At 68.7% G+C, this 15,972-nt stretch carries 11 protein-coding genes; 7 read left to right on the top strand and 4 right to left on the bottom strand.

The annotated features are described in order from the left end of the window. Positions 1–7: 7 nt before the first annotated feature. From E8A74_RS19500 to E8A74_RS19490, 3 genes are all read left to right on the top strand, one after another. On the top strand, positions 8–1,651 hold the full coding sequence (locus E8A74_RS19500; RefSeq protein WP_136930543.1) for a DUF255 domain-containing protein: 1,644 nt from the start codon (positions 8–10) through the stop codon (positions 1,649–1,651). Between the two features lie 198 nt (positions 1,652–1,849). After that, a complete protein-coding gene (locus E8A74_RS19495) occupies positions 1,850–2,344 on the top strand; it encodes a hypothetical protein (protein ID WP_136930542.1) in 495 nt (164 codons plus the stop codon). 4 nt (positions 2,345–2,348) lie between these two features. Continuing rightward, positions 2,349–3,230, top strand: coding sequence for a hypothetical protein (locus E8A74_RS19490; protein WP_136930541.1), 882 nt, complete (start codon positions 2,349–2,351; stop codon positions 3,228–3,230). 7 nt (positions 3,231–3,237) lie between these two features. Here the strand turns inward: E8A74_RS19490 and E8A74_RS19485 are convergent, their stop codons facing one another. The 4 genes from E8A74_RS19485 to E8A74_RS19470 all read right to left on the bottom strand — a co-directional run bounded on the left by E8A74_RS19485 (position 3,238) and on the right by E8A74_RS19470 (position 7,601). After that, entirely contained in the window at positions 3,238–4,191 is a 954-nt protein-coding gene (locus E8A74_RS19485; RefSeq protein WP_136930540.1) for an NAD(P)-dependent alcohol dehydrogenase, read from the bottom strand. Positions 4,192–4,209: 18 nt separating this feature from the next. Continuing rightward, the gene (locus E8A74_RS19480) at positions 4,210–4,557 is read right to left on the bottom strand and encodes a hypothetical protein (protein ID WP_136930539.1); all 348 of its coding nucleotides are present in this window, start codon (positions 4,555–4,557) and stop codon (positions 4,210–4,212) included. 59 nt (positions 4,558–4,616) lie between these two features. Then, positions 4,617–6,011: a PAS domain-containing protein gene (locus E8A74_RS19475; protein WP_136930538.1), complete on the bottom strand. Its 1,395-nt coding sequence runs from the start codon at positions 6,009–6,011 to the stop codon at positions 4,617–4,619. Positions 6,012–6,212: 201 nt separating this feature from the next. Further along, entirely contained in the window at positions 6,213–7,601 is a 1,389-nt protein-coding gene (locus tag E8A74_RS19470) for a PAS domain-containing protein (protein ID WP_136930537.1), read from the bottom strand. A gap of 311 nt (positions 7,602–7,912) precedes the next feature. Here E8A74_RS19470 and E8A74_RS19465 point away from each other — a divergent pair, with 311 nt between their 5' ends. From E8A74_RS19465 to E8A74_RS19450, 4 genes are all read left to right on the top strand, one after another. Beyond that, complete coding sequence (locus E8A74_RS19465) at positions 7,913–10,369, top strand: GcvT family protein (RefSeq protein ID WP_136930536.1); 2,457 nt, start codon at positions 7,913–7,915, stop codon at positions 10,367–10,369. Between the two features lie 71 nt (positions 10,370–10,440). Next, positions 10,441–14,112, top strand: a complete 3,672-nt coding sequence (locus E8A74_RS19460; protein ID WP_136930535.1) for a tetratricopeptide repeat protein — start codon at positions 10,441–10,443, stop codon at positions 14,110–14,112. A gap of 52 nt (positions 14,113–14,164) precedes the next feature. Further along, positions 14,165–14,749 carry a TetR/AcrR family transcriptional regulator gene (locus E8A74_RS19455; RefSeq protein ID WP_136930534.1) on the top strand — a complete coding sequence of 195 codons (585 nt, stop codon included), beginning with the start codon at positions 14,165–14,167 and terminating at the stop codon, positions 14,747–14,749. 83 nt (positions 14,750–14,832) lie between these two features. Continuing rightward, positions 14,833–15,945, top strand: a complete 1,113-nt coding sequence (locus tag E8A74_RS19450; protein WP_136930533.1) for an aldo/keto reductase — start codon at positions 14,833–14,835, stop codon at positions 15,943–15,945. Positions 15,946–15,972: the final 27 nt, after the last annotated feature.

The raw sequence follows: 15,972 nt of genomic DNA, 5'->3' as shown, positions 1-15,972 counted from the left end.
GGGCGTGATGCGACGTCTTTTGCTTCCCGCCCTCGTGCTCGTCCTCGGCTGTAGCGCGGCGCCCCAGGCACCCCAGGTCGCCCCGCGCGGGCTCGTGCGCGCAGGGACGCCGGACGCGGTGAACCTCGCGCTCGCGCGGGCCAAGGAAAAGAAGCAGCTCTTCACGTGGCATTCGTTTTCGCCGGAGACCTTCGCGCGCGCCCGCGCCGAGCGGAAATTCATCCTCCTCGACGGCGCGGCCTCGTGGTGCCATTGGTGCCACGTGATGGACGAGACGACGTACCACGACGAACGCGTGGGCCGTCTCCTGAACGAGAAGTTCGTCGCCATTCGGGTCGACATCGACGAGCGCCCGGACATCGGCGAACGGTATGTCGACTGGGGCTGGCCGGCGACGATCCTGCTCTCGCCCGACGCCGAGGAGATCGGCAAATACCGCGGATACCTACCCGCGGACGAACTCTTGCCCATCCTCGAAGCGATTGCCCAGGCAGACGCGGAGGGCAGCGGCAAAGCTCCGGATCCAGCGCGAATCGTGCCCTCGCCCGAGGCCATGCCGTGGATCGCCGCGCGCGTCTCGATCGACATGGATCGTTATTTCGACCGGGAAGAGGGGAGCTGGGGCGACTTTCAAAAGTCCCCGCTCGGCGCGAACGTGCTCTTCGAGCTCCGGCGCACGGCGCACGGGGACGACCTCGCGCGCAGGCGCGCCGTGTTTACCCTGGAGAAGCAGCGCGCGATCCTCGACCCGGTCTGGGGCGGCATCTACCAGTATTCCGCGGGCTCGACGTGGGCCGAGCCCCATTATGAGAAGTTGATGCCGTACCAGGCGGCGAACCTCGAAGCCTACGCCGCCGCGCACAAGGCCACCGGCCGCAAGGAGTTGCTGGAGGACGCCCGCGGGATCGCGCGGTACCTGTCGACCTTCCTGTCGAACGCCGAAGGCGCGTTCCTCGTGAGCCAGGACGCGGACGTGGGCGCGCACGAACCGGGAAAACCGTTCATCGACGGGGACGTGTATTATCGCCTCGACGACGCAGGGCGGCGCAAGCTCGGGGTTCCGCGCGTCGACGACCACGTGTATGCCTACGAGAATGGGCTCGCCATCGCGGCGCTGTGCATGCTGTTCGAGGCGTCGGGCGACAAGGACGTGCTCGCACGGGCGGAGCGGGCCGCGGCCCTCGTGACGGCGAGCCACGTGGGGACCGACGGCGCGGTCGAGCATGACGCAAAGGCGCGGTCGCCCGTGCATTACCTCGCGGACGCCGCCGGGTTGGGCCGGGCGCTCGTGCGGCTCTTCGAGGTCACGCAAAACGCGGCGTACCGCGAGGCGGCGCTGCGGATCGCGGACGCCATGGAGAAGACGCTCCTCGACACCACGACGGGGGCGTATTTCGCGCACACGAACGATCCTTCCGCCGTGGGGGTGTTCGCGCGGCGCGAGCGTCCGTTCGCGAGCAATACGCTCGCCGCGCGGTTCCTCGCGGGGCTCGGCCGGATCACGGGGGATCAAGCGTTTGGCGCGCGCGCGAAGAGGACCCTCGGGGCCATCGCGAGCCCCCGCGGGGTGGCGGAGCAGGGCCGGATGGTCGGGGAATTCTTGCTCGCGCTCGATGAGGCGGGCGTTTTTCCGTGGTCGGGCGCGCGCTGACGGAACCGCGGGGGCCCCCGTGGGTCTTGCAGGGACGAGCGGGCTCGTGAAACACTGCGCCACCGCTTCGTGGCAGGAGGACGCGTGAAGCCCTCGATAACATCCATCCCCGTCGTTCTGATGTTCGCTGCCTCGGGCTGCGCGAGCGCGCCACCGTCGCCGCCAGTCGCTTCCCAACCGCCTGCGACAGCGACGGCTGTGCAGGAAAACCCAACGGCCGAGCCCTCGCCGCCGCCTCCGCCCCCCGCGGCCAAGCCGAAGGTCTTCGGGTTCCGGGATTTTCTGTCCATTGCAGGCGTGCGCGCGGGGGCCACGCTCGACGACATCGAGGCGGCCTGGGGCAAGGGGGAACGGACGAAGGACAAGATCCGGTACAAGGACGGGCCCACGGTGTCGGTCATGCCCTCGGGGGGATTGATGATCGACGTCCATCTGGCCGCGGCGGACTGGGTGAAACGGTACGCAGACGGGCCGCTGGCCATCTGGGGAAAAACCTGCGAGGAGGCCGCCGACGCGCTCGATTTCACCGATGTCGTGGGCGGTTATACGACCTGCAAGCATTACGAGAAGGACCTGTTCCTCGACGTGACCCTCATGTGCGGCCAAGGCCACGTGAACACGGTCGCCGTCGTGTGGTATCCGTTCGCCCCGGGCAGCGCTCCCCATCCGCTGCCGCCGGATCATTGCAACTGATCCCTTGAATCCCCAAGCCGTACTCGATCTGCTCACCGTGCTCGCCGATGGCTCGATCCCGGCGGACGAGCGCCTCACGCAGGCGATCGGCGCGGGGAGCATTCCTGCCTCCGTGCTCCTGTGTTTCGCCTGCGATTGTGCCGACCGAGCCCTGGAGAAGGAGCGGGAAGCGCGGCGCGAGCCCGAGGTGTCGAGCGTGGAGGCGGTCCGGCGGACGCGGCAATGGATCGAGGGACAATGGCCCAGGAAGCCGACGCCGAACGAGGACAAACCTTCCCCCGGCGGGCCCTTCGGCAGCATCGCCATGGCCGACGCCATGCTGGCGCGCAATCTGTCCCCGGCGCGGGTCCTCGCGGGCGTCGGCGCAGAGGCGCGCCGGGTCGTCGAGGCATGGGAGGCCCGCGCGCCGGCGGCCGCGGCCGAGGCAGCCGCGCTCGTCGCGGAGGCGGCCGCCGAAATGGCCGAGGCCGAGGCCGAGGCCGAGCACGCGTGGAAGGCCGAAGAGAGTTGGACCGACGTCGAGCTCGATGCCGCCATGCAAGCGGCCGCGGCCCGAGGGCCGGGCGCCTGGGCCGCGAAATCAGAAATGGATTCGGGGGCCATCGCGGCCCGGTTGTCTCGACGACGGAAGGCCGCGGCGAGCCGCGCGGCCGTGGAAGTGTCGCGCCTCGCCGCGACCCGCGCGGCCGAGGACGCGGCAACGTCGATTCCCGAGGAAACCTCGGCCGGCTTCACGTCGTGGTTTCGATCCCTGTGGACGCCGCGGACCCCCTCGCCCGATCCCGTGGCGGCCCGCGCTCGGGCCGAGCAGGCCCGCTGCGAGGAATACGTCTGGCATGTCGCACATCTCTGCGCATTGTTGACGCAGGACGAACCGGAACCCTGAAATCGATTCAGGGGACGAGCAGGAGCTTGCCGACGACCTTGCCGGCGCGTGATCGGACATGCGCCTCCTCGGCCTCCGCGAGCGGGAGTTTCGCCTCGATGATGGCCTCGATCTCGCCCTTCGCGAGCGCCGCGACGAGCGGCGTGAGGCTCGCGCGCGTGGGTTTGCCGAGGAGCGTCTTCGTACGGCGCGAGAACAAGAGCGAAGGATAGTCGGCGGGCCGGATGACCACGAGGCCGAGGAGCCCCGTCGCGTTCAAGAGCTTTCGGCACGCGGACGAGGGGTACACCGCAGAGCCGATGGCATTGAGCACGAGATCGAAGGGGCCGAGGCGGGCAGCGGCTTCGAGCGGGTCGCCTGCATTGTAGTCGATGGCCGTGGCGCCGAGCCGCGTGACGAGCGGCACGTTCCGCGCCGAGCACACGGCGGCCACGGTCGCGCCATACGAGCGGGCGAGCTGCAAAGCAAACAGCCCCACGCCGCCCGAGCCGCCGAGCACGAGGACCCGCGCGTCGGGCTGCGACGAAATGCCGGCCTCCTCGAGCCAGCGCCACGCCGTCACGCCGGCGACGGGGAGGCTCGCGGCCTCATCGAAGGAGACCGACGCGGGCAGCTCGGCGCATTGATCGGCGCGCACGACAACCTCGTCGGCATAACTGCCGCGCTGGTTGCGCGAGAAATCGGTGCCGCCGACGATACGGTCGCCGACCTTGGGTGTCTCGACGCCGCTCCCGACCTCGACGACCTCGCCGGCGAAATCAATGCCGACGACGAGCGGGCCGGACGGGCCGATGATTCGCTGCGCCGTGCCGAGCGGGCCGCCCTCGCGCATTTTCCAGTCGACGGGGTTGACGCCGATGGAGCGGACGCGGACGCGGAGTTCGTCCGCGCGGAGCGGGCGCGAAGGCAGCTCGACGAGGCGCAGGGGTTCACGGGACGAACGGGAGGTCGCGACGATCATCGGCTCGTGTCCCCGTGGTCAGTTCGAGCTCGTGTCGAGGGAGCCGCTCGCGCGCCCCGAGGCGTCGACCGAATAACAGAAGGTGTTTTTCGAGGAGGAGAAGGGCATGCGGGTCACGCTGCCCTTGCAGGTCGAGGCGCCTTTTTTCCCCTCGAAACTCCAGTCGAAGAGCCCCGACGGCGAGACGTGGAGGTCGGTATAGCCCTCCTCCGCGAGGGAACCACGCACGCTCGAAAACCCCATGGCCCAGTAGAGCGGGACGCACAAGATCACGCCGCCTGCAATGAGGAGTTTCTTCCGGCGTTCCTTCGCCGCCGCTTGCTCGAGCGCGGCGATGTCGGGATCGTTCTGAAACGATGAGTCCATGACCTCGCGTACCACATCCGCCCGATGTATGCGAGCAAATAGGGTTTCGATGGTGCACGTCACCCCGACTCGACACTGCGTGTCGGGCGGGGCAGCAAGGCGGCTCGACGCGCGGCGCTGCCGTCCTCGGTGAGCTTTCGAATCGCGAAGGCGAGGCCGTCGCGCAAGGTCGCCAGCGTGCGCACGCGCGAGATGTCGAGGCCGAGGGAGACCATGGTCTGCGCGACGTTCGGGCGAATCCCCGTGATGATTCCTTCTGCCCCGAGGAGGCGGACCGCGGTGATGATATTGAGCATATGGCCGGCCGTGGCCGTGTCGACGATGTCAACGCCCGTCAGATCGAGGATGGCGAAGCGCGCCTGCGTGCGCGAGACCTCGGCGAGGAGGTCGTCCGTGACCCGCGCTGCGCGCTTGCTGTCGACGACGCCGACCATCGGCAGCGTGAGGACATGGTCCCATACCTGGATGATCGGGGTCTCCAGGTTGAAGATGACCTCCTGCTGCCGTTGAATGAGGGCGAGCTTCGCTTCGAGCTCCACCTTGGCCTGGTGTGCCTCGGTGACGTTCAGGCTCAGGCCGAGGACACCCGAGGCCTTTTTGTCGTCCTCGCCGAACGGAATGACCCAGTTGTCCCAGACGGCGCCGTTCATGTGCGAACGATCGTGCGCCGCGCTGCCCAGGAGGGCGCGCTGCACGAGGTGATCGCCCGGGGAAATGTCGAAGATGTTTTTTCCGAGGAGCGTGCCCCGTTCGAACCCGGCCGACGCGCAGCCCTGGCCGTCATGAAACGTGAATGCTCCTGTCTCGTCGGTCGCCCATACGACGACGTCGAGGTGATCGAGGAGGCTCTGGAGGATCCGCGCCATGCGAAGCATTTCCTTCTCGGCGGCGAGCCGCTCCTCCTCGGCGCGGAGCCTTTGCTCGCGCTCGGCCTCGTAGCGCCTTCTCTCCCCGAGGTCACGGCAGACGACCACGGCGCCGCAGATGTCCCCGTCGGCGTCGCGGATTCCGCGCGCCACGCATTCGACGAACCTGCCCCCCGGCAGCCGCTCGCTCCGCACGAAGAGCTCGATGGCGTCGGCGCTGTCGCCCTGCAAGGCCCGGACGAGGGGCATTTCGTGCGCCGGGACGAGGGTCATGCCGTCCGGCTGATAAAGGCCATATCGCGACGACCACTCCCCGGGGGCCGCCTCGCTCGACCGTTCCCCGAAGATCGCGGTCGCGGCGGCATTGAAATGGATGAGGCGCCCATCGCGGTCGCAAATCACCACGCCGTCCGCGAGGCTTTGAATCGCCGCGCGGAGGAGGCGTGTTTCGCCGTCCTGGTCGAAAGGGCTCGCCTCGTGGTGGTGTCCATTCATCTCGGCCGGCGCCGGTAGGGCCAGACGAGCTTCGAGCTCGGCGACCCGCGCGCGCAATTCCGCGCACTCCTGTTCATAGGCAATCAACGACACGCTGTCCTCCCCCCCTCTGTCCCACACGAAACGCGTCGTGGAGCAGACTGTCGTTCACGTTATCTGCGAATTATGTCGCTGCGTCAACGGACTGACGAGCCAAAGATGTGCCTGCCCCGACATTCATGCGCGGCCCGCAAGTCGGGAGAAGCCTGATTCAACGATACCTGCGACGACGGGAGGAATGCGAGGGAGCGGGATTCAGAGGGCCTTCGGGCTGCGGGTCGGCCGAGGAAGCGATCCGGCTCCATGCGCGGCGCCGGAAGATCCAGCGAGCTCTCGAATCGCGAACGAGAGGCCGTCGCGCAAGGTCGCCAGCGTGCGCACACGCGAGAGGTCGAGGCCGAGGGAGATCATGGTCTGCGCGACGTTCGGGCGAATCCCCGTGATGATCCCTTCGGCGCCGAGGAGGCGAACGGCGGAGATGATATTCAGCATGTGGCCCGCCGTGGCCGTGTCGACGACGTCGACGCCCGTCAGATCGAGGATGGCGAAGCGCGCCTGCGTGCGCGAGACTTCGGCAAGGACGTTGTCCGTGACCCGCGCGGCGCGCCGGCTGTCGACGACGCCCACCATCGGCAGCGTGAGGACGCGGTCCCATACCTGGATGATCGGGGTCTCCAGGTTGAAGATGACCTCTTGCTGTCGTTGAATGAGGGCGAGCTTCGCCTCGAGCTCGAGCTTGGCCTGGTGCGCCTCGGTGATGTTCAGGCTCATGCCGATGACGCCCGCGGGCCTGCCGTCATCGTTCACCGGAATGGCCCAATGCTCCCAGGCGACCCCATGCGCGCCGTTGCGATCGTGCTGGGGGACGCCCGCGAGGGCGCGGTGGATGAGCAAGTCGTCGGGGTATACGTCGCGGGCGTCCTTTCCGACGAGCGCGCCCCGCGCGAGCCCCGCCGCTTCGGCGCCGCGGCCGTCGTGAAACGTGAAGACGCCTTTTTCGTCGGTCGCCCATACCACGATGTCGAGGTGCTCGAGCAGGCTCTTCAGGATGCGCGCCATGCGAAGCCGCTCCTTCTCGGCGGCGAGCCGCTGCTCCTCGGCGCGGAGCCGCCGCTCGCGCTCGACCTCGTAACGCCTGCGCTCGCCGAGGTCGCGGCACACGACGACGGCGCCGCAGATGACGCCGTCCGCGTCGCGAATGCAACGCGCGGAGCATTCGATGTACATGCCCGCCGGCAGGCTCTCTCGTCGCACGAAGAGCTCGATGCGGTCGACGTTCTCCCCCCGAAGCGCGCGATGGGAAGGCAAATCGTTCGTGGGGACGAGGGTGACGCCGTCCGGGAGAAAAAGGCCGTATCGCGTGGACAGCTCCTCGGAGGGGACATCACTCGACCGCTCGCCGAAGATCTGCGTCGCCGCGGCGTTGAAGTGGATGGTCCGGCCATCGCGGTTGCAGATCACGATGGCGTCGGCGATGTTATGGATCGCTGCGCGCAGGAGGCGCGCCTCGGCATCGGGGTCGGAAGGGACGGCTTCACGACGGTGGCCATTTATCACCACGGGCGATCGAACGGAGAGGCTCGCCTCGAGCTCGGCGACCCGCGCGCGGAGCGCCGCGCACTCGTTTTCCATCGGAAGATACACGCTGTCCTCCCCCTTCTGACCAGGCGGATCCGAGCGCCAATTGAATCACCCTACGAACACGGTGCGCGTACGTCAACGGATTGGCGCGCCGAGCACAGAATCGTCGGAACGGTACGTCCTGCGATTCCGGGCCGCGTCGAGGTCACGGACCGGTCCCCCTTGCCGGCTCGTCGCCCGCGTGATCCATCAGCCGACTTCGGCACACGCACGTGGGCGACACCACACTGTTGACGTTGCCTCCGGGTGAGAATCGTCACGTTCCGTAGCGATGGGCTTGGACGCGGACGACGGTTTCAGGCATGAGGCACGCCATGTCCGTACCGGTTCTGCCGAAGCGCGCGCGTGTCGTCGTCGTCGGTGGCGGCGTCATTGGCTGCTCCGTCGCTTACCACCTGGCTCACATGGGCTGGAAGGACGTGGTCCTGCTCGAACGGGACCGCCTGACCTCCGGCACGACCTGGCACGCCGCCGGGCTCATCGTGACGTTCGGCTCGACGTCGGAGACGTCGACGGAGATGCGCAAGTACACGCGTGATCTCTACACCCGCCTCGAAGCGGAGACGGGCCTCGGCACCGGGTTCAAGCCGGTCGGATTCATCGAGGTCGCGGCGGATCCGGACAGGCTCGAAGAGTACCGGCGCGTCTCGGCGTTCAACCGCCACTGCGGCGTGGACGTGCACGAGATCTCGCCCTCGCAGGTGAAGGAGCTCTTCCCGCTCGCGCGGACGGACGACATCCTCGCCGGCTTCTACGTGAAGGAGGACGGCCAGGCGAACCCGGTCGACATCACGATGGCGCTCGCGAAGGGCGCCAAGATGCAAGGCGCGACGATCCTCGAGAACGTGCCCTGCACGGGCGTGATCACGAAGCGCGGCGCCGTCGCGGGCGTGCAGACGCCGTTCGGCGACATCGAGGCCGAGTACGTGGTGAACTGCGCGGGCATGTGGGCGCGACAGCTCGGCGCGAAATCGGGCGTCAACATCCCGCTGCAATCGGCCGAGCATTATTACCTCATCACCGCCAAGATCCCCGACCTGCCGAAATCGATGCCCGTGCTCGAAGACCCGGGCTCGTACGGGTATTACCGCGAGGAGGTCGGCGGCATGATGGTGGGCCTCTTCGAGCCCCTCTGCGCGCCGTGGAAAATCGAGGGCGTGCCGGATGATTTTTCCTTCGGCGAGATCACCCCGGACTGGGACCGGATGGGTCCTTATGTCGAGAGGGCGATGCGGCGCGTGCCGGTCACGCTGGAGGTGGGCGTCCGCAAGTTCTTCTGCGGCCCCGAGAGCTTCACGCCCGACCTCGCGCCTGTCGTCGGCGAGGCGCCGGAGATCAAGAATTACTTCGTCGCCGCGGGCCTGAACTCGATCGGCATCCTGACGGGCGGCGGGCTCGGGCGCGTACTCGCGCACTGGATCATCAACGGCCGGCCCGACGTGGACGTCACGGGGATGAACATCGACCGGCTGCACACCTACCAGGCGAACCCCGAATACCGCCGCACGCGCACGGTGGAGTCGCTCGGGATGGTCTATCAATGCCATTACCCGACGCGCTCGATGCAGACGGCGCGCGGCGCGAAGACCTCGGCCATTCACGATCGACTCGCGGCCCAGGGCGCCTATTTCAAGGACGTGAGCGGGTGGGAAGGCGCGGACTGGTATGCGCCGCCCGGCACGCTCCCCAAGGTGGAGCGTCTCTCGTGGGGCCGGCAGAGCTGGTTCCCGTCCTGGGAAGCCGAGCACCGCGCCTGCCGCGAGGGCGTGATCCTCATGGACATGTCGTTCATGGCGAAATTCCTGGTGCAGGGCCGGGACGCGGGGAAGCTGCTCGATTACATCTCCGCGAACAGCGTCGACGGCGCGCCGGGCGTCATCACGTACACGCAATGGCTGAACGCCGGCGGCACGATCGAGGCGGACCTCACGGTCACGAAGCTCGACGACGAGCGTTACTGGGTCGTCGCCTCGGACACGGCGCACCGGCACGCGCTCACCTGGATACGCCGGCACACGAAGCCGGACATGCACGCGTTCGTGACGGACGTGACCTCGGGCTATGCGCAGATCAACATCCAGGGGCCGCGCTCGCGTGAGCTCATGCAAAGGGTGACCTCCGAGGACATGTCGAACGAGGCGTTCCCGTTCCGCGCCGCGCGGGAGATCGACATCGGGTTCGCCCGCGCGCTCTGCGTGCGTATCACGTACCTGGGCGAGCTCGGCTACGAGCTCTACATCCCCACAGAGCAAGCCACGCACGTCTACGATCGCCTCGTCGAGGCGGGCAAACACGTGGACCTGAAGCACGCCGGGCTCAAGGCGCTGGCGAGCCTCCGCATGGAAAAGGGCTACCGCGATTACGGCCACGACATCGACAACACCGATTCGGTGCTGGAGGCGGGGCTCGGCTTCGCGGTCGATCTGAAGAAAGCGGATTTCCTCGGTCGGGACGCGGTGCTCGCGAAGAAGGCCGCTGGGCCGCTCACGCGCCGGATCGTGCAGGTGCTCGTGAAGGATCCCGAGCCCTTGATGTTCCACGCCGAGGTCGTGCGTCGCAATGGCAAGCCCATCGGCTACGTGCGCGCCGCTTCGTACGGACACACGGTCGGGGGCGCCGTCGGCCTCGTCATGGTGGAGGCCGGCGAGCCCGTCGACGCGAAGTACCTCGAAAACGCCACGTGGGAGGTCGAGATCGCCGGCAAGTCGTACCCGGCCGTCGCCTCGCTCAAGCCGCTCTACGATCCGGAGGCGAAGCGCGTGAAGGCGTGAGCGCCGGAAACGTGTGAGCAGGCCAAGCATCCTGGTTGACGGCGGGGCGCCGTTTGTCTCTCCTAGGCGCCATGGCCGCGATCGAACAACTCGCAGAGGGCGTCAGCACGGTCGACGAGCTCCTCGCCGAGCCGCTCCTGGAGCCGGATCCTGAACGTGAAGATTGGGCCCAAGCGCGCCCGCGTGTCGTGTTCGTCCGCGACGCGGTGGAGCGGGACGTGCTCTCGCAGCTCGACGACGCGCTCTTCGCCGCCGACGACGAACTCGCCCCGCGTATCAAAGGCCGCGTGGCCGTCCTGCTCGGCGACGTCGCGGGCCTGAAAGCCGCGAGCGGCGATCTGGACGGGGCGCGGCGCCTGCTCGGCAAGGCGGCCCCGCTCGCGCAGGCGCCCGAGGCGCGGGTTGAGCTCGAAGCAGCCGCGGAGGAGCTCCCGGTCTTCGCGCGGCTCACGCATGCGCGGTGGCTCCAGCGCGCGGGCCATTTCAAGCGGGCCGATCGCGCCCTCGCGCAGGCCCGCCGGCAGGTGAAAAGCCGGGCGCTGCGGGATGCCCTCCGCGAGGTGGAGAAGGCCCCACGACCGCTCGAACGCGCGCCGACGCTCTTCACGCTGAACGGCATCGGCTTCCGGCTCTACGGCGAGCGCGACCCCTGGCCCGACGGCTCGTACGTCGCGACGTATTGCTTTTGCGTGGTGTTCATCCCGATCGTACCCGTCGCGGCCTACCGCGTCCGGCAGGTGAGCACGATGAGCTACCAGTTCCTCGCGAAAGAGCCGCTCGGGCCGATCGCGAAGGTTTGGCGGGGCGTCGCCCTGCTCGGGACGCTCGGCGTGGTGGCCTCGGTGGCCGTGACGAGTTACCTCGACTCGCCCACGCGCAAGGCGTCCGTCGCGCTCGCGGAGGCGCGCGAGGCCGAGGCGAAGGGGGATCCCGAGGGCGCGCTCTCGCAGTATCGGCTCGTGCTCGGGACCTATCCCGGCGAGGTCGACGTGGACGATGTCGCCGCGTCGATCGTGCACCTCGTGACGGCGGAAGGCGTACACGAGCCGGCGACGGTGGCGTCCCTCGAAGCGATCAGCCGGGTGATGAACGCCTTCTACGAGCTGCCGGCCGACGCGCGGGACGGCAAGGCCGCGGTCTTGCTCGCAGAGCGGCTCTCGGCGTTCGCGGATCAGATCGGCGAGGATACGCCGGAGAAAGCGGCCGCAGCGCTCACCGTGCTCGACATGGCCGCGCGCGTGAGCGAGGGGCGCGCAGAGGCGGCGGCGATCACGGCGCGGCGCGCGCGTCTCCGGAAAAACCTCGCCGACGGAATGGCGGAGAGCCGGCCGCTCGGCGCCCTGCGCCATTACGTGGCGCTCGGCGATGCGGCCTCGATCGAGGCGGCGAAGAAGATCCTCGACAGCTTCGGGCCGGCGCCGTCGCTCTGGATCGAGGCGGAGACCGAAGTCGAGGCGTGGGCGGAGCTGGCCTCGAAGCAAGGCCAGGCGGACGGCGCGGCCGACGTGAGGGCGCGCCTCGAAGAAGCACGGAAGAAGCTCGCGGAGGATCGGGCGATCCTCGAAGCGAACGACGAAGTGGCGCTCGTGGTGGCGATCGTGCAGCGAAAGGGGCACCAGGAGCTCGCCGTGGGGATGGCCGCGGGGCAGCGGAGCCGCGGCGAGACGAAGGCCGCATTGAAGCTGCTCGGCGGGCTCGGTGCGCCCGGCCGGCTCACGGCGCTGGCGCAGCAGGCGCTCGCCGATACACACGCCGAGGCGGGGGCGCTCGACAAGGCCGACGAGATCCTCACGGCCCTCGTGAACGAGCGCCTCTCCGACTTTCAGGAAGCACAACGCGCGTTTCGCGCGGCGAGCTTGAAGGTCCAGAGCCGCATCGAAGCCGATCTGCGCGCCGGGAAGGTGCCGAGCGAGCTCCTATCGAAGCTTCAAGGCGCGACCGAGGCGCGGGAGCGAGAGCTCATCCAGGCCTACGTCGCCGAGCAATTCCGCAAGGACCCCACGCTCGCGTCCATGCAGGACGCGCTCCTGCGGCACGAGGCGGTGATCCCCGCGTCGATCTCGCTCGGCATGATCAAGCTGCGGCGGGCCTCGACGACGACGGGCGACACGCAGCGGGCGCTGCTCGAACAGGCAGAGCGCGCGTTCCTCGCGTTGCGCGGCGAGGCGGCGGGGGACCCGCTCTATCACCTCGGCCTCGGGCAGGTCTATCACCGGCTCGGGCGCGCCGCGGACGGCGACGCGGAGCTCGAAGGGCTCCTCCAGAAAAAGGACCCCACGCTGTCCATTCGCGTCGCGAACGCCTATCGCGAGCTCGGCCTGGAGCCCAAAGCGCGGCAGGTGGTGGAGGCCGTGTACAACGACACCAGCGTGGAGCAGGACAAACGCTACGTCGCAGCCTCGCTCCGCGCGAACATCTCGACGAGCTTCGAAGATCGCGCGAAGTGGCTCGGTCTCGCCGATCCGAACTCGCCGTACGTCAAGGCGCAGCTCCTGCAGGTGAAGGGCGCGCGCGCGGTTTCGCAGGGCAACCTCGCGGAGGCCGATCGGGCCTTCGCCGAGGAAGCTGCGTTCCACGAGAAGGACGCGGCGCGGGACGCGTCCTCGGCGAACAACGCGGCCATCGCGCACGCCGGGCGTTACCAGGCGACGGGCGACGTCGCCCACCTGCGCGCGGCCGTGAAGGGCTTGGAGACCGCCGTGCGGCTCGAAGGCGACAGCGCGATCTTGCTCGGGCACCTGGCGGACGCGCTGGATCACCTGGCGATCCTGACCGTGCTCGATCGATGGGTGGACACGCGGGCCTTGCGGCTCGACTCCAGCGACGCGTGGCAGCTCGCGCGGGCGATGCTCGAAGGACCGCTCCGCGCGGAGATCCTCGCGGCGCTGGAGAAGGACGCGAACGAGCGGCGCGCGCTCTCGAGCTCGCGAACGGAGCAGGTCCTCGCGCCACAGAAGGCCTCGGCGTATCGTCGCGAGCTCGATTGGCTCGGCCTGCGCGGGGACGGCAAGGGCCTCGGGGAGCTCTCGGCGCGGCTCCAGGCGCTGCCGCCGTTCGACGCGCAAAACACGGCGGCGGCGCGGGCGACGTGGCTCGCGGGGGAGCAAGACGCGGAGCTCGCCGACGCCACGAAGCGCGAGGCAGAGGTCTGGCGCGGCCGCATCCCGGAGCTGGAGAAGTCCCGAAAGGCGCCCACCGCGGCGGCGGCGTGGTTCACGCTCGGGGACCTCTTGTGGTTGCGGACGATGGTCGACAGCTCCGTGGAGAACGTCGACGAGATGGCGAAGGCCTACCGGCGCGCGCACGAGCTCTGGCCCGAGGGCATCCCGGCGCGGTCGTTCAGCGCCGGCCTCGCCGCCGTGGCGATCGGCAAGGCGCGGGCCGCCTCCCCTGCCCTCGCAAAGGCGTGGGAGACCGAGCGCCGGCAGTTCTCGACCCTGCTGATCGCCCACCGCGCGAGCCTCGGACCGGACGCGGCGGAGGTGCTCGCGGCGCTGCGCAAGCAGCCTGAATTCGCCGAGGCGGCGACGCTGCGGCGAGGCAAACTCGACGGGCGGCCGGAGCTCGCGGACTGGATCCTCGCGCGCCTCGCGGGCGACGCGGAGCTCGAAAAGGAAGCCGAGAACGTGTTCGATTGGGACGTGGCGCGCCACCGGGTGGAGATCGATGCGCGCATGTATCCCGGGCAGCCGCAGGAGCAACTCGAACTCGGGTTGGTTCGCTCGCGGGGAAAGACGCCCTAGCGGCCCGATGCTTGACAGACCAGTCCAGAATGTGTAGAGGGTGAGGACGCGCATGGCCCGCCCGAAGGAGTTCGACCGCGACGAGGTGGTGAAGCGGGCCATGGCCGTCTTCTGGGAGAAGGGGTACGAGGCGACGTCGACGGAGGATCTGCTGCGCGCGATGGGCATCGGGCGCCAGAGCATGTACGACACGTTCGGCGACAAACGCCGGCTCTACCTCGAAGCGCTGCAGCGGTATCAGGCGGAGAGCGGCGCGCAGCTCATCGAGCGCCTGCAGGCCGAGCAGTCACCGCTCCTCGCGATCGAGCAGGTCTTGATGGCCGTCGCCGCCGAGACGCCCGCCGAACGGGCGCGGGGATGCATGTACGTGAGCTCCATCGTGGAGCTCGCGCAGAAGGATCCGGAGGTCGCGTCGCTGGCGAGGTCCGGCACGATCCTCTGCGAGACCGCGTTCGAACGGATCGTGCGTGAAGGCAAGCGCAAGGGCGAGATCGCTCCCTGCGTCGACGAGCGGAAAGCCGGGCGTTTTCTGCTCGCCACGGTGCAAGGCCTGCGGGTCATGGCGAAAGCCGGGTCCACGCCCGAGACCCTCCGCGACATCGCCGCCGTCGCGCTCACCTCCCTGAAAGCTCGGTAGTCCCTGCGCGGGCGCACGAAGGCGCGCGTCCGCGTGTTCGTTCGCTTCATTCTGGACAGTTCAGTCAACCAAGGAGTCCGCTGATGTCTCTCGATCGCTACTATCTGCTGGGCCGCTCGGGGCTTCGTGTCAGCCGCCTGGCCCTCGGGACCATGACGTTCGGCACCGACGGGGCCTGGGGCGCGTGGGGTTCGACGGAAGAAGCCGCCCGCGCCGTCTTCGACCGCTATCTCGACGCAGGCGGCAACTTCCTCGACACCGCGGATCTCTACACGCGCGGGACGAGCGAGACCCTGCTCGGCAAGTTCATCGCCGAGCGCGGGGCGCGGGATCGGGTCGTTTTGACCACCAAGTACACGTACGGCCTCGACCCCGGAAACCCGAACGCTGGCGGAAATGGCCGCAAGAACATGATACGCGCGGTGGAGGCGTCGCTCCGGCGGCTCGGGACCGATTACATCGATCTGTACCTCTTGCACACGTGGGACCGCCTCACGCCCACCGAGGAGGTGGTGCGCACGTTCGACGACCTCGTGCGCGCCGGGAAGATCCGTTATGCCGGGCTGTCCGACGTGCCCGCCTGGTATGCCGCGCGCGCGCAGACGTTCGCCGAGGCGCACGCGCTCACGCCGTTCATCAACCTGCAGCTCCAGTATTCGCTCGTGGAGCGCCACATCGAGCACGAGTTCGTGCCGCTCGCGCAGACGCTCGGAATGGGCATCACCGCGTGGAGCCCGCTCGGCGGGGGCCTGCTCTCCGGCAAATATCGGCCGAGCCAGGGGCGCGGCGAGGGCGAGGGGCGGCTGACGAAGGACGAGGCCGGCAGCAAGCTCGGATTGTTCACGGAGCAGAATTGGCAGATCGTCGCGGCCGTCGAGAAGACGGCGAAGGAGCTCGGCCGCAGCATGGCGCAGGTGGCCTTGAACTGGACGGCGACGCAGCCGGGCATCGGCTCGGTGATCCTGGGCGCGACCAAGCTCGCGCAGCTCGAGGACAACCTCGCCGCGCTCGATTTCGAGATTCCGGCCGAGCTGCGCAAGGAGCTCGATCAAGCGAGCGCGCAGCCGCTGCCGTTCCCCTACAAGATGTTCGGGGACGCCTATCAGAAGCAACTGCACGGCGGCGCCACCGTGGGCGACAAACCGGTCGGGTATACGCCGCCGGTGTGGACGGGCAATCCCGCCATCACGGGCTGAGCGCCGACGGAGCCTGCGGCTGGGGGA

Source organism: Polyangium fumosum, assembly GCF_005144585.1.
Classification (GTDB): domain Bacteria; phylum Myxococcota_A; class Polyangia; order Polyangiales; family Polyangiaceae; genus Polyangium; species Polyangium fumosum.
This window is presented reverse-complemented; position numbering and strand designations above follow the sequence as displayed.